18 protein-coding genes are annotated in these 22,565 nt (G+C 53.7%); 10 read left to right on the top strand and 8 right to left on the bottom strand.

From position 1 onward, the window contains the following. Nucleotides 1-211: 211 nt before the first annotated feature. Nucleotides 212-1,168 carry a DUF1471 family protein YdgH gene (gene ydgH, locus AC6I8L_RS10025; protein ID WP_058962091.1) on the bottom strand — a complete coding sequence of 319 codons (957 nt, stop codon included), beginning with the start codon at nucleotides 1,166-1,168 and terminating at the stop codon, nucleotides 212-214. 539 nt (nucleotides 1,169-1,707) lie between these two features. Here ydgH and pntA point away from each other — a divergent pair. Both pntA and pntB read left to right on the top strand, forming a co-directional pair. Beyond that, nucleotides 1,708-3,240 (top strand): Re/Si-specific NAD(P)(+) transhydrogenase subunit alpha, encoded by a 1,533-nt coding sequence (pntA, locus tag AC6I8L_RS10020; RefSeq protein ID WP_034830919.1) that lies wholly within the window; start codon nucleotides 1,708-1,710, stop codon nucleotides 3,238-3,240. Nucleotides 3,241-3,251: 11 nt separating this feature from the next. After that, on the top strand, nucleotides 3,252-4,640 hold the full coding sequence (pntB, locus tag AC6I8L_RS10015; RefSeq protein ID WP_058962090.1) for a Re/Si-specific NAD(P)(+) transhydrogenase subunit beta: 1,389 nt from the start codon (nucleotides 3,252-3,254) through the stop codon (nucleotides 4,638-4,640). A 46-nt stretch (nucleotides 4,641-4,686) separates the two neighbouring features. Here pntB and uspE read toward each other — a convergent pair whose 3' ends face one another. After that, the gene (gene uspE / locus AC6I8L_RS10010) at nucleotides 4,687-5,643 is read right to left on the bottom strand and encodes a universal stress protein UspE (RefSeq protein WP_034830915.1); all 957 of its coding nucleotides are present in this window, start codon (nucleotides 5,641-5,643) and stop codon (nucleotides 4,687-4,689) included. Between the two features lie 118 nt (nucleotides 5,644-5,761). Next, nucleotides 5,762-6,514 carry a fumarate/nitrate reduction transcriptional regulator Fnr gene (gene fnr, locus AC6I8L_RS10005; RefSeq protein ID WP_034830913.1) on the bottom strand — a complete coding sequence of 251 codons (753 nt, stop codon included), beginning with the start codon at nucleotides 6,512-6,514 and terminating at the stop codon, nucleotides 5,762-5,764. A gap of 296 nt (nucleotides 6,515-6,810) precedes the next feature. Between fnr and smrA the strand changes: the two genes are divergently transcribed. Then, nucleotides 6,811-7,377 carry a DNA endonuclease SmrA gene (gene smrA, locus AC6I8L_RS10000; protein ID WP_058962089.1) on the top strand — a complete coding sequence of 189 codons (567 nt, stop codon included), beginning with the start codon at nucleotides 6,811-6,813 and terminating at the stop codon, nucleotides 7,375-7,377. Here the strand turns inward: smrA and AC6I8L_RS09995 are convergent, their stop codons facing one another. Next, nucleotides 7,378-8,298, bottom strand: coding sequence for a LysR substrate-binding domain-containing protein (locus AC6I8L_RS09995; RefSeq protein WP_038650097.1), 921 nt, complete (start codon nucleotides 8,296-8,298; stop codon nucleotides 7,378-7,380). A 310-nt stretch (nucleotides 8,299-8,608) separates the two neighbouring features. On the opposite strand from AC6I8L_RS09995, the gene AC6I8L_RS09990 reads away from it, so the two are divergent. Continuing rightward, the gene (locus AC6I8L_RS09990) at nucleotides 8,609-9,943 is read left to right on the top strand and encodes an MFS transporter (RefSeq protein WP_058962088.1); all 1,335 of its coding nucleotides are present in this window, start codon (nucleotides 8,609-8,611) and stop codon (nucleotides 9,941-9,943) included. Between the two features lie 88 nt (nucleotides 9,944-10,031). Beyond that, nucleotides 10,032-11,369 (top strand): 2-oxoadipate dioxygenase/decarboxylase HglS, encoded by a 1,338-nt coding sequence (gene hglS / locus AC6I8L_RS09985; RefSeq protein WP_479398604.1) that lies wholly within the window; start codon nucleotides 10,032-10,034, stop codon nucleotides 11,367-11,369. 69 nt (nucleotides 11,370-11,438) lie between these two features. On the opposite strand, the gene AC6I8L_RS09980 is transcribed toward hglS, so the two are convergent. Beyond that, nucleotides 11,439-11,873 (bottom strand): DoxX family protein, encoded by a 435-nt coding sequence (locus tag AC6I8L_RS09980; RefSeq protein ID WP_034830906.1) that lies wholly within the window; start codon nucleotides 11,871-11,873, stop codon nucleotides 11,439-11,441. Between the two features lie 192 nt (nucleotides 11,874-12,065). Here AC6I8L_RS09980 and AC6I8L_RS09975 point away from each other — a divergent pair, with 192 nt between their 5' ends. Together AC6I8L_RS09975 and AC6I8L_RS09970 are read left to right on the top strand one after the other, a co-directional pair. Next, complete coding sequence (locus AC6I8L_RS09975; protein ID WP_058962096.1) at nucleotides 12,066-13,583, top strand: carboxylesterase/lipase family protein; 1,518 nt, start codon at nucleotides 12,066-12,068, stop codon at nucleotides 13,581-13,583. Between the two features lie 213 nt (nucleotides 13,584-13,796). Beyond that, nucleotides 13,797-15,473 (top strand): methyl-accepting chemotaxis protein, encoded by a 1,677-nt coding sequence (locus AC6I8L_RS09970; protein ID WP_058962087.1) that lies wholly within the window; start codon nucleotides 13,797-13,799, stop codon nucleotides 15,471-15,473. On the opposite strand, the gene AC6I8L_RS09965 is transcribed toward AC6I8L_RS09970, so the two are convergent. After that, nucleotides 15,431-16,312, bottom strand: a complete 882-nt coding sequence (locus tag AC6I8L_RS09965) for a LysR substrate-binding domain-containing protein (RefSeq protein WP_058962086.1) — start codon at nucleotides 16,310-16,312, stop codon at nucleotides 15,431-15,433. The two genes, AC6I8L_RS09970 and AC6I8L_RS09965, sit on opposite strands and share 43 nt — an antisense overlap. A gap of 126 nt (nucleotides 16,313-16,438) precedes the next feature. On the opposite strand from AC6I8L_RS09965, the gene AC6I8L_RS09960 reads away from it, so the two are divergent. Further along, a complete protein-coding gene (locus tag AC6I8L_RS09960; protein ID WP_058962085.1) occupies nucleotides 16,439-17,605 on the top strand; it encodes a methionine aminotransferase in 1,167 nt (388 codons plus the stop codon). A gap of 14 nt (nucleotides 17,606-17,619) precedes the next feature. After that, complete coding sequence (locus tag AC6I8L_RS09955; protein WP_058962084.1) at nucleotides 17,620-18,399, top strand: transporter substrate-binding domain-containing protein; 780 nt, start codon at nucleotides 17,620-17,622, stop codon at nucleotides 18,397-18,399. A gap of 176 nt (nucleotides 18,400-18,575) precedes the next feature. Here the strand turns inward: AC6I8L_RS09955 and pepT are convergent, their stop codons facing one another. Next, nucleotides 18,576-19,802 (bottom strand): peptidase T, encoded by a 1,227-nt coding sequence (gene pepT / locus AC6I8L_RS09950; RefSeq protein WP_058962083.1) that lies wholly within the window; start codon nucleotides 19,800-19,802, stop codon nucleotides 18,576-18,578. Nucleotides 19,803-19,915: 113 nt separating this feature from the next. Between pepT and AC6I8L_RS09945 the strand changes: the two genes are divergently transcribed. Then, nucleotides 19,916-21,511, top strand: coding sequence for an ABC transporter substrate-binding protein (locus tag AC6I8L_RS09945; protein ID WP_058962082.1), 1,596 nt, complete (start codon nucleotides 19,916-19,918; stop codon nucleotides 21,509-21,511). 53 nt (nucleotides 21,512-21,564) lie between these two features. Here the strand turns inward: AC6I8L_RS09945 and AC6I8L_RS09940 are convergent, their stop codons facing one another. After that, nucleotides 21,565-22,491 (bottom strand): LysR family transcriptional regulator, encoded by a 927-nt coding sequence (locus AC6I8L_RS09940; protein WP_058962081.1) that lies wholly within the window; start codon nucleotides 22,489-22,491, stop codon nucleotides 21,565-21,567. Between the last annotated feature and the right edge of the window lie 74 nt (nucleotides 22,492-22,565).

Genomic DNA, 22,565 nt, shown 5'->3' with positions numbered 1-22,565 from the left:
AACACCATTCCTGGGTAGCAGAGTATGCTGGGTAGTGACGATTCCGCTGGAGTGTAACGTGGCAATTGGCCGGATTTAAAACGGAATACCCTGAAAACAGACGAAGGATTTTACGGAGAGCGAAAAGGGAAGGCAATGCAGGATTATGCAGATCTGCGCACAGACTATGCAAATAGATGAGCAGGGCGACAAAAGCCGCCCCGCAGGAGAATTACTTGAACAGATCCGCGGTCACGGTCAGGTTACCACCGCTCTGGCTCGACCACTGACGGGTGATGTGATAGTACTTCGCACCCTTATCTGCTGCGCGTTTAGCCACGGCTTCAGAGACTTCAGTCGGTGTACCAAAGTGATCGGAGAAGGTCACAGTATCAAACGGCTGCATCTGTGCGGCAGTAATCGCATTCACTTCCTGCACGCTACGGCCATCTGCCAGCTTAACGGTATAACGCTGACCGGTTGAACTCTGCGTTTCAAAGAAACGGCCTACGCTACGGCTAGGGCTATCAGACGAGGCAACACCCGGAATGGCCACTTTGCTGGCTGCAGCGCCACCAGCAGCCAGTGCTGCTTTGCCGGCTTCAGAATCGGCAGGAATCGAATCTGAAACATTCTGCACCTTACGTTCTGGTGCATCAGCTTTATAGACATAAGCCGTCACGTACTGGTTGCCGCCGTTGTTGGCATCAACCTGACGCACAATAAAGAAGGATGCCGCGCCTTTGTCTTTCGCCTGTTTGGCAATGGCATCATTCACATCTGGCTGGCTGGCGAAGAAACCGCTAACAGAAACAGTATCGAATGGCTCTAAACGATACGCTTCGGCTTTTGGCAACTCTTTCACACCGCTAAAGGTGCGGTATTGGGTGGTCTCATCCGCTTTTGGCGCATTCGCTTTGTAAAGATCCGCCGTTACGCGCCAGTTGCCGCCGTTGCCATTGGTATCGTTAATGCCCTGCACATAGAAGGAGTCAGCGCCTTTTTCATCGGCTGCTTTGGAGATGGCATCGGTGGCATCGCCAATAGCATTAAAGCGACCGTTGATATTAATACGTTTGAATGGCTTCAACGCGGCCGCTTGTTCTGGCGTCAACTCTTTGGCGGCAAATGCATTTGCTGCCAACAGTGATAACAAGGTGGTCGCCAGAATGGTGTTCTTCAGCTTCATAAAAATGATCCTTCGCCTTACGCAAAATGAGTACGAAAACGTGCTGGACTCTTGATGTATAACAGATTAGCCGCTGATTATTGCATGTAATAATCAACCTGTCTCAGCCAATTTATGCGCATAAGATTGACAATCTCCGCAAATTATTCATCGACATGTCATTTACCTATGCTATGGCTTTTTTTTGACCGCTTTACCACTTATTCTGGTAACACATAGCATCATAATAGTTAAAGTATTGTTAAATAAAGGTTTTTGAAAAAACTAAATTCGACATGACACGATTTTGCGTAGCAGAATATTTTTTATTATGTCGCAAAACTAGTGGCAAAACGTGGCATTCAATCTTTGCATCTGAATATTAGTGTGAATGTCATAAGTGTGCGTTATCGCTGTGGATCACTTTTCACATTTTCAGTAGGTTATAAAGACTTTGTTACATTGCGCATTTTGCTCATAAAAAGCTGAAACGCTGTTTCAGCCTTATGGGCTTGTGCCACTTACAGAACCTCATCCTTTAATTGTTAAAAGGAAACAGTATGTTAATTGGGATACCCAAAGAGCGGTTAGCCAATGAGTCGCGCGTTGCTGCAACGCCAAAGACCGTTGAGCAACTGATCAAGCTGGGATTCAGCGTCACGGTCGAGCAGGGCGCAGGTATTCGCGCAAGTTTTGACGATGAGAGCTTTATCGCCGCTGGTGCCACTGTCAGCACCACCGAAAGTGTCTGGCAGTCTGACATCGTGTTAAAAGTGAATGCGCCAGACGATCAGGAGATCGAACTGACGCGCGCCGGCAGCACGTTAGTGAGCTTTATCTGGCCCGCACAAAATCCGGCACTGCTGGAAAAACTGGCGGCGCGCCAGGTTACCGTCATGGCGATGGATTCTGTGCCACGTATTTCTCGTGCCCAGGCACTGGATGCGCTGAGTTCCATGGCGAACATCGCGGGTTACCGTGCCATTGTTGAAGCGGCGCATGAATTTGGCCGCTTCTTTACCGGGCAAATCACCGCCGCGGGTAAAGTACCACCGGCGAAAGTGATGATTATCGGCGCGGGCGTGGCCGGTCTGGCAGCGATTGGCGCGGCGGGCAGCCTCGGTGCGATCGTGCGTGCGTTTGATACCCGTCCAGAAGTGAAAGAACAGGTGCAGAGTATGGGCGCCGAGTTCCTTGAGCTGGATTTCGAAGAAGAAGCCGGCAGTGGCGATGGCTATGCCAAAGTGATGTCAGAAGCCTTTATTAAGGCAGAGATGGAGCTGTTTGCCGCGCAGGCGAAAGAAGTCGATATCATCGTCACTACCGCTTTAATCCCGGGCAAACCGGCACCGAAGCTGATTACCGCTGAAATGGTTGCCAGCATGAAGCCAGGTAGCGTGATTGTCGATCTGGCGGCAGCAACCGGCGGTAACTGTGATCTCACGGTAGCTGATCAGGTGACTCTAACCAGCAACGGTGTGAAGATCATTGGTTATACCGATCTGCCTAGCCGTCTGCCAACACAGTCCTCTCAGCTTTACGGTACCAATCTGGTCAACCTGCTGAAACTGCTGTGCAAAGAGAAGAACGGCGAAATCACCGTCGACTTCGAAGACGTTGTGGTACGTGGCGTCACTGTGATTCGTGACGGTGAAGTCACCTGGCCAGCACCACCGATTCAGGTATCTGCTGCACCGAAAGCGGCGCAGGCGGCCATTGAGCCAAAAGCAAAAGTGGAAGCCAAACCGGTTTCACCGTGGCGCAAATATCTGCTGCTGGCATTGGCTGTGGTGCTGTTTGCCTGCCTCGCTAACGTGGCACCGCCTGAATTCCTCTCCCACTTTACTGTCTTCGCGCTCTCCTGTGTCGTCGGTTACTACGTGGTGTGGAACGTTAGTCACGCTTTGCATACGCCATTGATGTCCGTCACTAACGCCATTTCCGGCATTATTGTGGTGGGTGCGGTGCTGCAGATGGGACACGGCGGGTGGGTGACTTTCCTTGCCTTCGTCGCAGTACTGATTGCCAGCATCAATATCTTCGGTGGATTCACCGTCACCCAGCGCATGCTGAAAATGTTTCGTAAGAATTAAGGGGTAACAACATGTCTGGCGGATTAGTGACTGCAGCATACATTGTTGCCGCAATTCTGTTTATTTTCAGCCTGGCTGGCCTCTCAAAACACGAGACGTCAAAGCAGGGTAACATCTTTGGTGTCAGCGGCATGGCGATTGCGCTGCTGGCGACCATCTTCGGCCCCAACAGCGGCAACGTGGCGTGGATCCTGCTGGCGATGGTGATCGGGGGTGCAATCGGTGTGCGTCTGGCGAAGAAAGTCGAAATGACTGAAATGCCAGAGCTGGTAGCGATTCTGCACAGCTTTGTCGGTTTGGCTGCGGTGCTGGTGGGTTTCAACAGCTACATCGATCATGCACCAAGACTGGCGCCGGTGATGGAAAATATCCATCTGACGGAAGTGTTCCTCGGCATCTTTATCGGCGCGGTGACCTTCACCGGTTCCATCGTGGCGTTTGGTAAACTGCGCGGCAAGATTTCGTCGAAAGCGCTGATGTTGCCACATCGTCATAAAATGAACCTGGCAGCGCTGGTGGTTTCCTTCTTGCTGATGCTGTGGTTTGTACAGACGAATAGCACCGTTTCACAAGTCGTCGCGCTGTTGTTGATGACGGTGATTGCGCTGGTGTTCGGCTGGCATCTGGTGGCGTCGATTGGCGGTGCGGATATGCCGGTTGTGGTGTCGATGCTCAACTCCTACTCCGGTTGGGCGGCAGCGGCTGCGGGCTTTATGCTCAGCAACGACCTGCTGATCGTCACCGGTGCGCTGGTGGGTTCATCTGGTGCCATCCTGTCCTACATTATGTGTAAGGCGATGAACCGCTCGTTCATTAGCGTGATTGCCGGTGGTTTTGGTACCGATGTGAGTGTCGGTGGCGAGAGCGAAGAAGAGGGTGAACATCGCGAAATCACGGCAGAAGACACGGCGGAATTGCTGAAAGGCTCAACGTCTGTGATCATCACCCCCGGCTACGGCATGGCAGTGGCGCAGGCACAGTACCCGGTGGCGGAAATTACCGAAAAACTGCGTGCGCGTGGCATCAAAGTGCGTTTCGGCATCCACCCGGTTGCTGGCCGTTTGCCTGGCCACATGAACGTGTTACTGGCTGAAGCCAAAGTGCCATATGACGTGGTGCTGGAAATGGACGAGATTAACGATGATTTCAGCGATACCGATACCGTGCTGGTGATCGGTGCCAATGACACCGTTAACCCGGCGGCACAGGAAGATCCGCGCAGCCCAATTGCTGGTATGCCCGTACTGGAAGTGTGGAAAGCGCAGAACGTTATCGTGTTTAAACGTTCAATGAATACCGGTTACGCCGGGGTGCAGAACCCGCTGTTCTTCAAAGACAACACGCAAATGTTGTTTGGTGATGCGAAGGCGAGTGTAGAAGGTATCCTGCGCGCGCTGTAATCTGAAGTGCGATTAAAAAGGCGACCATCTGGTCGCCTTTGTTGTTTTAATCGTCTTCGTCTTCTTCATCGTCATAATCAATCGGCGATTTGAAATCGTCCGGTTTGATTGCCAGCAAATCACAGCGGAGATGATCGATAACCTGCTCAGCGGTATTCCCCAGGAACGCGGCCGAAAGGCCAGTGCGGCCGATGGTGCCGAGTACCACAATTCCCGCCTCCAGATGAGAGGCGATATCCGGTATCACTTCCTCCGGCAAGCCTTTTGCCACATGCGTAAACTCTTCGCCGATGGAGAATTTCTGGCGTAGCGCTTTCATCGCCACCAGATGTTGTCCGCGAATCGCATCGTTATACACGCTGGGGTCAAAGTCGGGGAGTTCAATGGCGATATTGATTGGCGTGATGGGATAAGCACCGACAAGGTGCACTTCGGTGTGATTGACCATATCGGCCAGCAGCACGGTTTCACGAATCAGCTTTTGGTTTAATTCATCGTGATGGGGTTCTTCACTGGCCAGATTGACCGCCACAACGGCTCTGCCACCTTCCGGCCACGGCTGATCTTTCACCATCCACACCGGGCAAGGGCATTTGCGTAGTAGATGCCAGTCTGTCGGGGTAAAAATCACTGCTTCCAGGCGATCGTGCTGATGGGCCATTTTCAACACCAGGTCGTGCTGGTGCGCCATCACTTCCTGAATGATCGCTTCATAAGGGCGGTTATGCCACACCACTTTAATTTCAATATCAACACCGGCCTCAAGATAGGCGTGGGCCTGTTGACGAATCCATTCAGTACGCTGACTGATCACACCTTTACGCATGTTGGATCGCTCATCAGGCGACAACAAGGTGGTCATTTCATAGGAGAAGTCGTAGATAGGCAGGAAAGCTTTGATTTTTCCGCCGATACGTTGATTCAGATACACCGCACGACGCAGCGCGGGTTGATCGTCCTGTTGGGCGTCAATCGCCACCAGAATATTTTGGTACCGGGACATAAGGCAATCTCCTCAAACCAAAGCAAGTTGGATTAAAGATAGCCTAAGTTGGCGCAGGGCAGAAGGGGAAAAGTTGTTGCCGGATCAATAAACTAACATTTATCGACCCGGCATAGAATCACGCAGCTTGTTCAGTCTGACCCGCCAGTTCCGCCAGCAACGCATGGTTCTCGATAGTGATATATTTGCCTTTAACGGCCAGCATGCCACTTTTCTGGAAGCGGCCCAGCAGACGGCTAATGGTTTCTACGGTTAGTCCCAGGTAGTTACCAATGTCACCACGCGTCATGGTCAGGCGGAATTCGCGTTGTGAGAAGCCACGTTGACCAAAGCGGCGTGACAAATTCCAGACAAAGGCCGCCAGACGCTCTTCCGCGTTTTTCTTGGAGAGCAGCAGGATCATATCCTGATCGCCTTTAATCTCACCGCTCATCAGACGCATCATCTGCTGGCGCAGTGCCGGCATTTTACCGGAGAGATCGTCGAGAGTTTCGAAAGGAATTTCACACACCATCGCTGTTTCCAGCGCCTGAGCAAAACTCGGGTGGTGCGCGCCGACAATCGCATCAAAGCCCACTAAATCCCCTGCCAGATGGAAGCCGGTAATCTGCTCGTCACCCTGTTCAGTAATGGTATAGCTTTTGATGGTGCCGGAGCGGATAGCGTAAAGCGATTTCAGTTCATCACCGGCTTTGAACAACGTCTGACCTTTCTGAATCGGCTTTTTGCGCTCAATGATATTGTCCAGCTGATCCAGCTCATGCTCGTTCAGTGTGAAAGGGATACACAACTGGCTGATACTGCAATCCTGACAGTGAATGGCACAACCGCCAGACTGAATACGTCGAATGCTGCGTTTTTCCGGGATCATATAGGTACGCTCGATGATTATTGACTGCCGTCAATTTTAACATTTTTACGCGTTAAGGGAACTCATCCGAGCAGTAATTCCCCTTAAACCCCCACTAACGTAGGGTATACCTGAGTTTGCGCAAGGTTTACCTGACATTATTTTTTGACCTGGAACGTTTTGTTGCCATATTTACATCTGGTCATAACTTGTCTCAGCGCAAAAAGTGACAGATGTGATGCCAAAAATCCTTTGCTACTATTTTGTTTTTGAGCGGCAACTTGCGCTCAGCTAACCACCAGGCGTGAGAAAACACCATGAACCTAGACGATGAAGACCTTTTCCGGGATGCCATGGGCGATGTGACGCCACTGAAAGATTGTGCCAATACCCAATGGTTGCGTTCCCCTTCGACCAAAGCGCCGCGCCCGACGCAAGCCAATGACGAACAGGAAAATTTCCTCACGCGGGGCTTTCTTGACATCATCCCGCTGACGACACCGCTGGAATACAAAACAGAAGGGATTCAACAAGGTGTGTTGGACAAGTTGCGGCTGGGGAAATATCCCCTGGACGCCAGCCTGAACCTGCTGCGTCAGCCGATAGAAACCTGTCGAAAGTCATTGTTCAGTTTCATGCTGCAGGCACGCAAGCAGGGGCTACGCAATCTGCTGATTATCCACGGTAAAGGCCGTGATGATGAAGCCCATGCCAATATCGTACGCAGTTATCTGGCACGCTGGCTGACGCAGTTTGACGAGGTGCAAAGCTTTTGCGTGGCGCAGCCCCAGCACGGAGGTGCCGGGGCACTGTATGTCAGTTTAAGAAAAACGGATCAGGCGCGGCTGGATAATCGTGAGCGCCACGCCAAACGCAGTCGCTAATCAGGTGTGAAATTTGCGAATGGTCGCCAGCAACACTTCGGCACTCAGGCTGAGATGACTGCCGCTGCGGGTGATAATCCCCACCGGCTCTCCCGGCCCAGGGGAGTTAATTGGCAGTGCAATAACGGCATTATGGCTAAGATCTTCCTTGATAGCGCCTGAGGGGACAAACCACACATAGTCATAACGCAGGGCCAACTGACGCGCCAGCGAAGTGGATGAGGTTTCAACACAATTCGCGGGAAGCGCACAACCTTGCTCGTCCAGCATATGTTGAGCGATACGACGCGGGGCGGTGCCCTCCGGCGATATCACCACCGGCCACTGCATCGCGCGCGATAACGTGACGTTGTCACTGAGGAGTGGGTGTTCCGGACGTACCACCAGTTTAAGCGACTCAAGGAATAGCAATTCATAACTCAGACCCGCCATCATTTCACTGTCGGCCATGCGCCCAATGCCAATATCAAACTCACCCGCGCGCAATCCGGCCAGCAGAACATTATTATGTAATGTCGCCACTTGTACCGTGGTGTTCGGTTGTTGCTCGTGAAAGCGATCGAGAATCTGTGGCAGCATACCCATTGCCGCTGTGGTGAGTGCGCCGAGGCGAATCACGACCGGTCGGCCGGGTTGTGGGGTGTTAAAGCTTTGGCCTGCATGGTTAAGCGCATCCAGCACTTTTACCGCATGGACAAGAAATTGCTCGCCGAGCGTCGTTAACTGGGCACCGAGACGACCACGTTCAAACAGACGCGCGCCAGCCAGTTCTTCCAGCTCATTCAGGGTTTTTGAGAGCGCAGGCTGGCTGAGATTGAGTGTCTCTGCCGCGCGCCCCAGCGTGCCTTGCTGCGCGACCGCAACAAAGGTGTGTAAATGGCGCAAGCGAATGCGCTGATTGAAAAGGGAATTTTTGTCCATAGCCTCAAACATAATGACTTTTACCTGATGGCGGCAATGGGAAAACTGGAATTATGTTAACTTCACTGCAAAATTATATTAACAAAATCCCTGGTATTGCTAACCTGATGTTTTAAAAAGAATTAGTAAAAATCAGCGCCAATGCAAAATTATCACCTATTGCAATATCAAGCGCTTAATCTCGCATAATTTGAATAATTCTCACTTACACTTAAAAATCCTGCCCGTTATTGTTAACGATGAGCTATCATTAGCGCCGTTTTTTTTACCAAAACTGATGATTAAACGATGAATGTGCAGGAGTTGATCCGTGACCACCGTTGAAGCCGTAGATGTTCGCCAGCTGATTAATCAGAGTGCGCTTAGCCGTTGGCAAAAACGCCTGATTGCGCTGTGCTTCATCGTTGTTGCGCTGGATGGCATGGACATCGCGCTGATGGGCTTTATCGCTCCTACATTGAAAGCCAGTTGGGGCGTCACTAATCATCTGCTTGGCATGGTGATCAGCGCTGCGCTGATTGGCCTGGCCTTAGGTGCCATGGTGGCAGGGCCATTGGCCGATCGCTACGGGCGGCGTGTGATGATACTGCTCAGCGTGGGTTTTTTTGGCTTGTGGACGCTGGCCACCGCCATGGCGCAAAACATCGATCAAATGATGTTATTCCGTTTTCTCACCGGGCTTGGCCTCGGTGCAGCCATGCCAAACGTTGGAACGCTGGTAGTAGAGTATGCACCAGAGCGTCGACGTTCATTCATTATCACCGTGGTGTTCTGCGGTTTCACCTTTGGTGCCGCATCGGGCGGATTTGCAGCTTCCTGGCTGTTGCCTCGCTATGACTGGCACTCCGTGATGTTGATGGGTGGCGTCTTGCCGCTGATTGTTTTGCCTTTCCTGCTGCGCGGCTTACCGGAATCCGTGCGCTTCCTGATTAGCCGTCGCGCACCTGCTGCACGTATACATGCCATTTTGGATCGCATGCTGCCTGGCGTCGTTGAGCCGAACAGCCATTACCAGTCCACTGAACAGGTTGTCGTGCGGCGTGGCGCAGTGGCGACGGTGGTTTCCCGGCGATATCTCTTCGGCAGCCTGATGTTATGGGGCGGCTACTTTATGGGGCTGTTCCTCGTCTATCTGATTGGCAGCTGGATGCCCTCGCTGATCAACACGCTGGGAATGTCGGTGACGGAAGCCGCCATCGTTACGGCGATGTACCAGGCGGGCGGCACGGTAGGTTCGCTGTTTGCGGGCTGGCTGATGGATCGCATTAATGCCAATATCGCGCTGGCGGTGATCTACTTCTGTGGCGGCATTGCGATTGTCGCGCTCGGCTTCTCCCCGGCGGAAGTGGGATTAATGAGTGCCATCGCCTTCTTTAGCGGCTTCTGCTTTAACGGCGCCAATACCGGCATGAATGCGCTGTCCGCCAGCTATTACCCTACGCACGCGCGTGCGACCGGTTCCAGCTGGATGCACGGTGTGGGTCGTGTCGGTGCGATTATGAGTGCTTTTGTCGGCGCAGAGCTTCTTTCGCTCGGGTGGTCGTTCAGCCAAATCTTCCTGTTGCTGGCGATTCCAGCGGTGCTCACCACGATCATGCTGGCCCTGAAATGTCGCTTTGGTGACCCGTCAGACCGGGCTGAGTGACAGGGCGGTCACAGTTCCACGAAATTCCTCCACGGCGATAAAGGGTTGATCTACATTAGCAACAACCCTTAACGCCGAGGTGATGACCATGGAAAACTTTCTCACCAGCGATGCGATTCGCACGCTGTTCTCACAAGCGATGTCCAGTATGTATCAGCAGGAAGTGCCGCAATATGGCACCCTGACGCAACTGGTCACGGCCGTGAATGAACGTACGCTGGAAGCACAACCCGCTTTAAAAAACCGCCTCGCTGCCGCCGATGAACTGGACCGTCTCAGCGTGGAACGTCACGGTGCGATTCGTGTGGGAACGGCAGAAGAACTCAGCACGCTGCGCCAGATGTTTGCGGTGATGGGGATGGAACCGGTGGGATATTACGATCTCTCCCAGGCGGGCGTGCCGGTTCACTCCACCGCTTTTCGTCCGGTTACGGACAGCGCATTGCGCCGCAATCCGTTCCGCGTGTTTACCTCTCTGTTACGTCTTGAACTGATTGATGATGCCGCGTTGAGAGAGAAAGCCGCCGCGATTTTAGCCGCGCGCGATATTTTCACGCCGGGTTGTCGCGCATTGATCGCGCAACACCAACAGCAGGGCGGTTTAAACGCTGCGGACGCGGCGCTTTTTGTCAAAGAGGCGCTGGAAACCTTCCGCTGGCATGCCCACACCACTGTGGACAGCGTGACCTACCGCGCACTGAGTCAGCAACATCGATTAATCGCCGATGTAGTGTGCTTCCAGGGGTGCCACATCAACCATCTGACCCCACGCACGTTGGATATAGATCGCGTGCAAACCTTAATGCCCACGCGCGGCATCGATCCTAAAACCCTCATCGAGGGCCCCCCCCAACGTCAGGTGCCGATCCTGTTACGTCAAACCAGCTTTAAAGCGCTGGAAGAGGCAGTGCATTTTAATGACGGCACCCCCGGCACACATACTGCGCGCTTTGGTGAGATCGAGCAGCGCGGCGCGGCGCTAACCCCCAAAGGTCGCACACTCTACGACCGTCTGTTGGCGGAAGCGGGCACCGGCAGTGATAACCAGCATCATCAACAGCATCTGAGCGCGGTGTTTCGCGATTTCCCAGATGATGAAGATACCTTGCGCGAACAGGAACTGGCGTGGTTCCGCTATCGTTTGACCGCTAAGGGCACCCAGCATCCTCCGCAAACGGGAGAAACTCTGGTTCAACTGCTTGCTGAAGGGCGCGTGCTGGCAGAACCGATAGTGTATGAAGATTTTCTGCCAGTGAGCGCAGCGGGGATATTTCAGTCTAATTTAGGCGACGAAACGCACGCACGTAGCGCGGGCAATGCCAGCCGGGCGGATTTTGAAGCCGCGTTAGGTGCAGCGGTGCAGGATGAGATGGCGTTGTATCAGCAGATGCAGCAGCGCAGTCTGGCTCGTTGCGGGATACGTTAAGGGCATAAGAAAACCGGTCTGTGAAGTGGCATCAGCACTTCAGCAGACCGGCTTCATTTCTTTTGATTTTTATTGCAAGCGCGAATCACGCACCAGCGTGTACTTCCCGGCACCCAAGAACATGATGGCGAGTGCGCCCAGCAGATAAAGCGCCTCTGTTTCCAGAGACCAGGCGCCAACATCTGTGCGATGCCAGACTGCGCCCATTTTTACCAGCAAGGTCGCAACAACCATGTTCACCGCAATAATGAAAGCCGCAGGGCGCGTCATTAAACCGATGATCACCATGACAGGTGCCACTATTTCCCCGATGTAAGCACCGTAAGCGATGAAACCTGGCATGCCTTTAACGGCCAACATATGAGCGATCCAGTCGACGCCATGCATCACCTTGAATTCGCCATGAAATAACAGCAGGCCGCCAAACGTCAGACGTAACAGCAGTTTACCGAAGTCCGGGTGATCGCTCATCCGATTGAACATCTGGTTGATACCACCAAACATCGCGCTTCTCCGTCTCGCCAGGTTAACTTGTAACCTTAATGCAATTCGCCATGCCAGGGTTAGCCAAATAATTTGATGGAGATGTTCAATGGATCGAAAGCATATTCGGCTTAATCTGCAAATGCTTTCAGAACATGGACATTCGCTCAAGGCCTGCAAATAATGGAACCAAGCTTGATCTGGGAACCCGAGATGAAAAACGAACGACGTCTGAGGATCATGACCGCAGAGGGTGAACTCAGAGGCCTGATTGACGATGATCTTTTTGTCTTCAAGGGAATACCTTACGCCGCGCCACCTGTGGGCGCACTGCGCTGGCGTCCGCCACAGCCGGTTGCACACTGGCAAGAAGTACGTGAAGCCACGCAATGGGGTGATGCCAGCTGGCAAAACCGGGATTATTGCGTGGCAGTGGGTGGCGGCGATCCGGGCCGGTTCAATGAGGATTGTCTGTACCTGAATATCTGGACCCCAGACGTTGAGCCCTCCCGTCCCTTGCCGGTGATGGTGTGGCTGCACGGCGGAGGCTTTACCATCGGCGCGGGTAGTCTTGATCCCTATCGTGGCAAAGCCTTAGCCGCGCAGGGCGTCGTCGTGGTCACGCTCAATTATCGTCTTGGCCATTTTGGCTTTTTCGCCCATCCGGCGCTGGATGCTGAATACCCGCAAGAAGCGGTGGTAAATAACTTTGCCTTGCTGGATCAAATCGCTGCGCTGCAATGGGTTCAACGCAATATTCCCGCCTTTGGCGGCGATCGCCACAATATCACACTGTTTGGCGAATCATCGGGGGCGCGCAGCGTGTTGTCTTTGTGCTGTTCTCCGCTGGCTGAAGGGCTGTTCCACAAAGGTATTGTCCAGAGTGCATACAGCTTGCCGGATGTGCCGCGCAGGAGGGCGCAACAGATCGGTAAACAGGTTGCAGCGCATTTTGGCCTGCCGGATCACGCCTCTGCCGAACAGCTTCGTCAGTTACCTGCCGATCAATTCTGGCCGCTGCAACGTCCACTGGGATTAGGTCCGGTGGCAATCAGCGGTGATGCAGTGCTCCCCAAACCGATGCTCGAAACCTTTATGGCCGGCAAACAGCATCGGGTGCCGTTGATGGTGGGAAGTAACAGTGATGAAGCCAGCGTATTGGATTATTTTGGTGTTGATCCTGCAACGGTGTTACAACAAATTCGTCGCAAAAATCGCCTGAGTTATGGCCTGATGAAATGGCTATACGATATTCACGACGATACCTTACTGGGCCGGGCAGTGGCGCGAGACATGGCGTTTACCGTGATCCCGTTACTGGTGGCGCAGTCTCAACACAGTATTGGCATGCCTGCCTGGCGATACTGGTTCGACTATGTGTCAGAAAACGCCCGCGACCTCTATCCACATGGCACCTGGCACGGCAACGAAATCCCCTATGTATTCAACACGCTGACCTCACTGAAACCGCTGCCTGAACGGGATTACACTGCCGCAGACAAGCGCTTCGCTGACATGGTCAGTACTTATTGGGTGACCTTCGCCCGGGATGCCAGTGAGTTTAGCTATCGGCTGCAGGGCAAAATCGACTGGCCAGTGTGGCGTCCCCGTGAAGACCTGACATTAGCCCTCGGTGATCAGGGTAAACCGCAAGCGGTGTTGAAGGCGCGTTTTATGCGTGGGCGGCTGCGTTTGTTCCGTCTGATGATGCGCAGTCACGTTAAGCTTTGATGAGCAGGCTAATAGTGAAATTGCGCAAATGAATTTATAAGGCAAATTTTCGGCTAATCCATTGATTTTCAGTAATAACATTTCCTATCCGGCTTAAGCAGACAGCAATTAATTAGCTTATTAAACCGTTACATTTTCCCAATCCACTGCCGATAAACGCAATATGCCCGATTTTATCGGGCCTCCTACGCGTTTCACACCAAGGGATTATGTATGGGAATCTTAAAAAACTTCACTATCCGCGCCGTCATGCTGACTATTCTCGGGCTGTTCTGCCTGCTGTGGTGCGGTGTCGGATTATTTAGCGTGCACTCGCTCAATGCCCTCGGCGAAGGGAATGAGATAGACCGTGAGCTGGTTAATCAGATGACGGTACTGAGTAAAGGCAACGATCAATATTTTCGTGTGGTGACGCGTCTATCCCGCGTGATGGAAGGGCGTGCATCGGGCGCGGCAGTGAGCGCGGATGCCTTCGCACCGGTGCAACAGGCGCTGGAGAGTATGAAAGCGCAGCTGGTGCAATTCAAAGCGATGGCACCTGGCCCGATGGACAGTGAAACGGTTAACAGCGTTATCGCCAGCTGGCAGAAATTGCTGGATGAGGGGATCGCGCCGCAGGTGTCGCTGGCACAGCAGAGCACCGTTGAAGCTTACCGCACACAGGCTAATAACGTGACGCCCGCCCTCAGCCGCGCCTTTGGCACCAGCGCGGAGGCGTTTAATAAAGCCGCAGGCATTAAGCTGGATGAAACCCGTGTCACCGTCGATAAGCTCACTAACATTACTAAGGTGATTATTTTGGTTGCTGTGGTGTTCGGTCTGGTGATTTTGCTGTTCACCGACCGTTATCTGGTAGCGATGCTGGTGAAACCACTGGAGCGCGTACGTAACCATTTTGCTGTGATTGCCCAAGGCGATCTTAGTCAGCCCGTGGAAGATTTCGGCCGCAACTGTGTCGGCAAACTGGTACCGCTGCTGCGTGCGATGCAGGACAGCCTGCGTGAAGCCGTGAGCGCCATTCGCAGCGGAACCGAGAATATCTATCGCGGCGCGGCAGAAATCTCATCCGGTAACAACGATCTCTCCTCCCGTACCGAAGAGCAAGCGGCCGCGCTGGAGCAAACTGCGGCCAGTATGGAGCAGCTCACGGCAACGGTGAAATTCAACGCCGACAACGCCCGTCAGGCCAGTTCACTGGCAGAAACGGCTACCGGCACCGCGCAGCAGGGCGGCCGTCTGGTAGGGGAAGTGGTCACCACCATGCAGGGTATTTCCGGCAGTTCAAAGAAAATCGCTGAGATTACCAACGTAATCAACAGCATTGCTTTCCAGACCAACATCCTGGCGCTTAACGCCGCCGTTGAAGCCGCGCGTGCGGGCGAACAAGGCCGTGGTTTTGCGGTCGTGGCCAGTGAAGTGCGTAATCTGGCACAGCGCAGTGCCGGGGCGGCGAAAGAGATCGCCACGCTGATTGAAGATTCCGTCCAGCGCGTGGATAAGGGCTCTGCGTTGGTTAGCAGCGCAGGCAGCACCATGAACGATATTCTGAAGTCGGTGCAGGATGTGAATGAGATCATGAAGCACATCGCGGCCGCCTCCGAAGAGCAGAGCAAGGGCATTTCGCAAGTTGGCACCGCCGTCACGGAAATGGACAGCGTGACTCAGCAGAACGCCTCGCTGGTGGAGCAGGTTTCTGCGGCGGCCAGTGCGCTGGAGCGTCAAACGGAAGAGTTGCAGGCTTCTGTCGCGAAATTCCGTCTGTCGGACAGTGCGCCGTTAGGTAAAGCTCAGGCCGCGCCAGCCAGCACCGTTCTGCGCCGTCCGCTGTTAACCAGTACGCCTGTCGTTCAATCGAAGTCGGCCAGCGCCGATGAGTGGGTTTCATTCTGAGGCTGACACAACCACGCCACCAGATCCGGCAGGAACGGTGGCGCATCCTGTTCTGCGCACTGTAAAAGGCTGTACGCTGCCCCGGTGGCCACGCTGTCGGCAAACGGGGCAATCAAGCGACCATTCGCCAAATCATTTTGCACCAGTGTCACATCCGCCACCGTTGCACCAAAACCCTGAATCGCCGCGCTGATGGCCAGATCCATAGTAGCAAAGTGCTGATTGCGTGCCATCGGCACAGTGGCCGCTTGATCCGCCAGCCACATTTGCCAGTCGCGGGAATCATTGGTGGGATGCAAAAAAGTAAACCTCGCCAAATCGCTGATGCCCACGGGTGGCGTGATGTTGCTGCCCAGGACCGGTGTCAGTCGCTCATCAAATAAACGAATGGAACCGGCAGGCGGCGTGCCAAACACAATCGCCGCATCATAATTTTCCAGCTGTGAAGCGTGGTCCAGCGTGGTGGTCAGTGCCACATGGATTTCCGGCCGCTGTTGCTCCAGCGCCACCAAACGTGGCACGAGCCAGCGCATGGCACAGGTGGGCGCTTTCAGGCGAATTGAGGCATTGCTGCGGCTGGCTTTCTCGGTGGCATTCACCAGCATGGCATAACCTTGTTGCAGTTCGGGCAACAGCGCCGCGCCTTGCTCGGTAAGATGCAGACCACGCGCATGGCGTGCAAACAAGGGAAATCCCAGCCAGCTTTCCAGCGTGGCGATTTTACGGCTCACCGCACCCTGCGTAATGCATAATTCGCTGGCGGCGCGCGTCAGGTTAAGATGGCGTGCGGTGACCAGAAAAGCATGGATGGCATTCAACGGCAGGGCGGAGCGGGACATAACGACCTCAAGCTATGATTTTTAATCATGGCTATTATGACAACAATTCGCTTGTCGACTCAAGCGTCTCACCGTTGAATAGAAATCTACTTTCCTTACGTGGTTATGCAACCTTGTGGAGCAACGATGACCTTGAATAGCAGTGTTAACATCTCTTCCAAACAGCCCGATGTCGGCACGACGATTTTCAGCGTCATCGGCCAGCTGTCAGCACAACATACAGCCATCAACCTGTCGCAAGGTGCGCCGAACTTCCCGTGCGATCCGCATCTGGTGGAGCTGGTCAGTAAAGCCATGCGCGAAGGTCATAACCAATATGCCTCTCTGACCGGTTTACCGGCGCTACGTGAAGCGCTGGCTGAAAAAGTCGAGACGCTTTATGGCCAGCGCTATGATGCGGGCAGCGAAGTGCTGATCACCGGCAGCGCCAGCCAGGGTATTTACATGACGATTTCGGCGCTGGTGCATCCTGGTGACGAGGTGATCTTCTTTGAACCGGCGTTCGACAGCTATGCGCCGGTGGTGCGTTTACAGGGCGCAACCCCGATTGGCCTGAAGTTGCAGGTGCCGGATTTTGCGATCAACTGGGATGAACTGCGCGCCACCATCACGCCGCGCACCCGTATGATCATCATCAACACGCCGCACAACCCAAGTGCGCAGGTGCTGACGCCAGCCGATTTGGAGCAGCTGGCGGCCTTAACCCGCAACACGGATATCGTGGTACTGTCCGACGAAGTGTACGAACACATCCTGTTTGATGGCCGTGCCCACTGCGGCATGGCAACCCATCCGGAACTGGCACAGCGCAGCGTGATCGTGTCTTCATTCGGCAAAACCTTCCACGTCACAGGCTGGCGCGTCGGTTATGCGTTGGCACCGGCCGCGTTGATGGAAGAAATTGTGAAGGTGCATCAGTTCATGATGTACGCCGCCGATACGCCAATGCAGGTAGGTTTTGCGCACTATCTGCAGAATCCGCAAAACTATCTGCAGCTGTCACCGTTCTATCAGGAAAAACGCGATCGCCTGCTGTCATTGATGCAAGATTCGCCGTTTAAGTTGCTGCCAAGCGCAGGTTCCTTCTTTATGTTGGCCAGTTACGGACATTTCAGTGACGAAAGCGACAGTGAAATGGTAAAACGTCTCATCGTCGATCACGGTGTGGCCACCATTCCGTTGTCGGCGTTTTATATGGACGGCACTGACAATAAATTAATTCGCCTGTCATTCGCGAAAGACGACGCAACACTGCAGGCTGGCGCGGAAGCGCTGTGCCGGGTTAAAGGGTAATTAGGGGAAGAATAATGAAAAAGTTAAACGCACTGTTTGTGGCGCTGGGTATGCTGACTTCTGCACACGCACTGGCACAGGAAACCTTACGCTACGGTCTGGAATCACAATATCCGCCGTTTGAAAGCCGCAACGCACAGGGCGAGCTGGAAGGTTTTGATATCGAACTGGGTAAAGCGATTTGCGAAGTTGGCAAATTCGACTGTAAGTGGGTGGAAAGCAGCTTTGATGCGCTGATCCCGGCACTGCAGGCGAAAAAGTTTGATGCGATCAACTCGGCGATGAACATCACCGAAGCGCGTGCCAAAAGCATCGATTTCACCAAGCCCATCTACCGTATTCCGACCATGCTGATCGTGAAAGAGGGCGAGAAAGTCCTGCCAACGGCCGAGTCGCTGAAAGGCAAAAACATTGGCGTGCTGCAGGGTTCAATCCAGGAAACCTACGCTAAGAAGCACTGGGAGCCGCAGGGCGTGACCGTGACCTCTTATCAGGACCAGAACCAGGTTTATAACGACATGGTGGCGGGCCGCCTTGACGGCACGCTGGTGATGTCAGCTGCGGGTCAGTCTGGTTTCCTCGATAAGCCACAGGGCAAAGGTTTCGCCTTTGTTGGCAAGCCGGTTGAAGATGACACCATCCTCGGTTCCGGTATCGGTTTCGGCCTGCGTAAGGGTGATGCCAAGCTGAAAGGTGAACTGGATGCGGCTATCACGAAAGTGCAGGCTGACGGCACCATCACCAAGCTGGCGGCGAAATTCTTCCCTGGCATTGATGTGACCGCAGCGAAATAACATCAAGCGCTACTCTGGCGCGCTGCGCCGTGAAAACCGGATTAAATTAAGGCTGCCATTGTTCATCTATGGCAGCCTTTTTCGTTTACGTCGAAGTGGGTGGCATTACCTCCCAACGGTTGCCGGGCCATCCCTGTGCCTCTGACAGCATTAAGATCTGCCGGTAAATTTCTTGCTTATTTCGCCGCCAGATAACACAGCGCTTCGGCCACCTGATAGGATTTCACAAACGAGGGCACCGGCAAAAACTCGAAGCGTGAATGGAAATTGTGTGCACCGGTAAAGAAGTTCGGTGTCAGCAATCCTTTTGCCGATAAAGCCGCACCGTCTGTGCCGCCGCGCATCGGGATGACTTTCGGCTCCACACTCACTTGTTCGAGCGCCGCAAATATCAAGTCAATCGCACGACGGTCTTCCCCAATCGCATTGCTGATGTTGCTATAGGTATCGTTGATGGTGAGTGAAACATGCCCGGTGGGATAAAGCGCAGCAATCTCATCAGCCACTTCCACCAGCTGCTGTTTTTTCTGATCGAAACCCTGTAAATCAAAGTCGCGAATCGAGGCTTTCAACACCGCACGGCTGGCGTTGGCATTGATATCGTTAAACCAGATATAGCCTTCGCGTCCTTCGGTATGTTCTGGCGTGGCCAGGCGATCGAAACGTGAAATAAAGTCGTGCGCCATCAGGAGCGGATTCACCAGCACGCCTTTACCGGACATCGGATGCGCCGGCACGCCGGTAAACACCAGTTCCGCCGCCGCCGCATTGAAGTTCTCATACACCACTTCGCCCAGCTCACAGCAGTCGATAGTCCAGGCAAAATCAACGTTAAAGCGTGTCTCCAAATCCAGCGCTTTGGCGCCGCGCAATCCAATCTCTTCATCCGGCACAAATGCCACCACGATGTCGCCATGATCGCCTTTGAGGTTTTCCATCAGCGTCATGACCACCGTCACCGCCGCTTTATTATCGGCGCCGAGCACGCTGGTGCCATCGCTAAAAATAATCTCCTGGCCGTGATAGGGAGCGATCTCCGGATGTTCCGCTACGCGCAGCCAAATATCTTGCTGCGCGTTCAGACACAAATCATCGCCGTTAAACGTCAGGGTTTGCGGGTGGATATCCGGTGATAAACCCACGTCAACCGTGTCGATATGGGTAATAAAGCCAATGCGCGGTGCATCAGGCCGATTGCCCGGTTTTACTGCGGTCACCGTGGCATGCTGATCGATGACGATATCCTGCAGCCCAAGCTCACGCAGTTCCTGCGCCAGCAGCTCCGCCATCGCATGTTGTGAAGGGGTGCTGGGCAGCGTGGTGGATTTAGCATCGCTCTGGCTGGAAACCGCCAGATAACGGTAAAAACGTTGGGTCAGTTGGCGCGCGAGTTGGTCTGTCATCACATTTCCTTATTAGCTTTGCGCGATGTGCATTACACACCTCGGATAAATCGTGTTATTTATCAATACATACCGATGCGGGCTCATGGAAGTCAACAAAAACGAGGATCACAATGAAAAAGATGATGGCAAAGTTCACACTCAGCGTGTTGTGTTTAGCGGTAGCAGGCGGGGTATCGGCAAAAACGCTGGTTTACTGTTCTGAAGGTTCGCCTGAGAATTTCAACCCACAGCTGTACACCTCGGGAACCAGTGTGGATGCCAGCGCAGTGCCGATTTTCAATCGCCTGGTAGACTTCAAGCCCGGCACCACAGAACTGGTGCCAAGCCTGGCTGAAAGCTGGGATATCAGCCCGGACGGCACGGTATACACGTTTCACTTACGCAAAGGGGTTAAATTCCAAAGCAACAAACTGTTTAAACCCTCGCGCGACCTGAATGCCGATGATGTGATCTTCTCGTTTATGCGTCAGATGGATCCCAAAAACCCCTACCACAACGTCTCCGGTGGCAACTACAGCAATTTCGATAGCCTGGAACTGGCGAAGCTGATCAAGAATATAGAGAAAGTGGATGACAATACGGTGCGCATCACGCTGGCGCATGCGGAAGCGCCGTTCCTCGCGGATTTGGCCTGGTACTTCGCCTCCATTCACTCTGCGGAGTATGCCGATCAGATGCTGAAGGCCGGTACGCCAGAAAAAGTGGACATGGAGCCGATCGGCACCGGGCCATTCGAGCTGGTGCAATATCAAAAAGACTCCCGCATTCTCTACAAAGCCTTCCCGGATTACTGGCAGGGCAAAGCGAAACTGGATCGCATTGTCTTTTCCATCACCCCAGATGCCTCAGTGCGCTATGCCAAGCTGGAGAAAAACGAGTGCCAGATTATGCCGTTCCCTAATCCGGCCGATCTGGAAAAAATGCGCACCAATCCTGACCTGACGCTGGAACAGAAATCGGGACTCAACACCGGTTTCCTGTCGTTCAACACCACTAAAGCGCCGCTGGATAACGTTAAAGTCCGCCAGGCGCTGGCGATGGCGATTAACAAGCAGGCGATTATTGACGCGATCTTCAAAGGCACCGGCACGGTGGCGAAAAATATTCTGCCGCCGGATGTCTGGAGCGCCGACAAGGATCTGAAAGATTACGATTATGATCCGCAGAAAGCCAAAGCGTTGCTGCAGGAAGCGGGCATCAAACCCGGCACCGAAATCTCACTGTGGGCGATGCCGGTACAGCGTCCTTACAACCCGAATGCGCGACGAATGGCGGAGATGATTCAGGCCGATTGGGCGCAGGTGGGCATCAAAGCCAATATCGTTAGTTATGAGTGGGGTGAATACCTTAAACGCGTGAAAGGCGGCGAGCACCAGGCAGCACTGATGGGCTGGACCACGGCGACCGGTGACCCGGATAACTTCTTCGGCCCGCTCTACAGTTGCACCTCGGCAAACGGCGGTTCCAACTCCTCCAAATGGTGCTATCAGCCGTTCGAGAAGATCATCACCGAAGCGCGTGCTGAGCAAAACCATGACAAGCGCGTCACCCTGTATCGCGAAGCGCAGCAGATGATGCATGACCAGGTGCCTGCCGTGATGATCGCCCATTCGACAATTTTCGAGCCGGTGCGCAAAACGGTGAGCGGATATACCGTCGATCCGTTTGGCAAACACATTTTCTATCCGGTCGATATTAAGAATTGATGATGGCAGCGGGCAGTCCAAAACGGCCCGCTAGATCGCCAAAATCCTGACGATTAAGGCTTCCAGCGTTGATGCAACGGCTCTTCCAGCGCGTTCATTTGCTTAAGCAAAAACGTCATAAACACATTCAAGGCGGCACTGCGAGGTCGCCCTGATTGCGCCTGTAGCTGCAGGTTGCGCTGACTCAACTGATCAATCCCCACAGAACGTAATATCAAGCCGTGCGTTTCCGCCTCTTGCAGCACGGTAAAGGCGCTGCAAATGGTCAGGGCCAGCGGTGTACGTAGCAGGAAGTGGAACAGCGTTGAGAATGTATCGCAGGTGATCACCGGTTCAATCAAATTGCCGCTCATATGGCTCGCCAGCTCAAACAGCTGGCGCACCGTGGTGTTTTGTTGCGGCAACGCCAGCGGATAGTGGCTGACATCGTTCAGGGTCACGTGTGTTGCGCTAGCCAGCGGATGGCTCTGATGCATCACCAGCAGCACCGGCGCTGGCCAGGAACCGATCACCTCCACACCGCGTTCAGCGTGCAAGCTGAATTGCAGTGCCAGATCGCATTCACCACTGCGCAATAACTCGGCGACACCTTGCGTACTCGCCACTTTGATATCAAACAGCACGCCGGGATTATCCTCACGGAAGGCGGCAATCATGCGCGGCAGCAGCGTAAAGGCCAGCCCATCGGTACAGGCCACGCGAATCTGCGTGCGTCGAACGGCCTTTAATCCTTTGATTTCTGCCAGCGCGTATTCCATCTCCAGCATATTTTTGCGCACGTGATGGGCGTAAATTTCACCGGCTTCATTCAGCACCATACCGCGCGCATGGCGATCGAACAGTGGTACGCCGACCTGATTTTCCAGTCGCTGGATCTGCCTGCTGATGGCCGACACCGCCACAAACAGCTGTTCACTGGCCGCGCTGAGCGAACCGGTATTGGCGACAGCCAGAAAATAGCGGATCTCGTTGCTTATCATGCGAATGCCTCATGCTGGTGCATGCCTCGAAATCGGGCAGTGGAGCTTTGCCAAAAAAGCAAATCATACTCGAT

The organism is Type-E symbiont of Plautia stali (genome assembly GCF_059731115.1).
Note: the sequence above shows the minus strand (reverse complement) of the source record. Positions and strands in the feature narration are given on the sequence as shown.

Coding starts and splice junctions, on each gene's coding strand:
- ydgH (WP_058962091.1), bottom strand. CDS start 1,168: ATGAAGCTGAAGAACACCATTCTGGCGACCACCTTGTTATCACTGTTG.
- pntA (WP_034830919.1), top strand. CDS start 1,708: ATGTTAATTGGGATACCCAAAGAGCGGTTAGCCAATGAGTCGCGCGTT.
- pntB (WP_058962090.1), top strand. CDS start 3,252: ATGTCTGGCGGATTAGTGACTGCAGCATACATTGTTGCCGCAATTCTG.
- uspE (WP_034830915.1), bottom strand. CDS start 5,643: ATGTCCCGGTACCAAAATATTCTGGTGGCGATTGACGCCCAACAGGAC.
- fnr (WP_034830913.1), bottom strand. CDS start 6,514: ATGATCCCGGAAAAACGCAGCATTCGACGTATTCAGTCTGGCGGTTGT.
- smrA (WP_058962089.1), top strand. CDS start 6,811: ATGAACCTAGACGATGAAGACCTTTTCCGGGATGCCATGGGCGATGTG.
- AC6I8L_RS09995 (WP_038650097.1), bottom strand. CDS start 8,298: ATGGACAAAAATTCCCTTTTCAATCAGCGCATTCGCTTGCGCCATTTA.
- hglS (WP_479398604.1), top strand. CDS start 10,032: ATGGAAAACTTTCTCACCAGCGATGCGATTCGCACGCTGTTCTCACAA.
- AC6I8L_RS09980 (WP_034830906.1), bottom strand. CDS start 11,873: ATGTTTGGTGGTATCAACCAGATGTTCAATCGGATGAGCGATCACCCG.
- AC6I8L_RS09975 (WP_058962096.1), top strand. CDS start 12,066: ATGAAAAACGAACGACGTCTGAGGATCATGACCGCAGAGGGTGAACTC.
- AC6I8L_RS09970 (WP_058962087.1), top strand. CDS start 13,797: ATGGGAATCTTAAAAAACTTCACTATCCGCGCCGTCATGCTGACTATT.
- AC6I8L_RS09965 (WP_058962086.1), bottom strand. CDS start 16,312: ATGTCCCGCTCCGCCCTGCCGTTGAATGCCATCCATGCTTTTCTGGTC.
- AC6I8L_RS09960 (WP_058962085.1), top strand. CDS start 16,439: ATGACCTTGAATAGCAGTGTTAACATCTCTTCCAAACAGCCCGATGTC.
- AC6I8L_RS09955 (WP_058962084.1), top strand. CDS start 17,620: ATGAAAAAGTTAAACGCACTGTTTGTGGCGCTGGGTATGCTGACTTCT.
- pepT (WP_058962083.1), bottom strand. CDS start 19,802: ATGACAGACCAACTCGCGCGCCAACTGACCCAACGTTTTTACCGTTAT.
- AC6I8L_RS09945 (WP_058962082.1), top strand. CDS start 19,916: ATGAAAAAGATGATGGCAAAGTTCACACTCAGCGTGTTGTGTTTAGCG.
- AC6I8L_RS09940 (WP_058962081.1), bottom strand. CDS start 22,491: ATGATAAGCAACGAGATCCGCTATTTTCTGGCTGTCGCCAATACCGGT.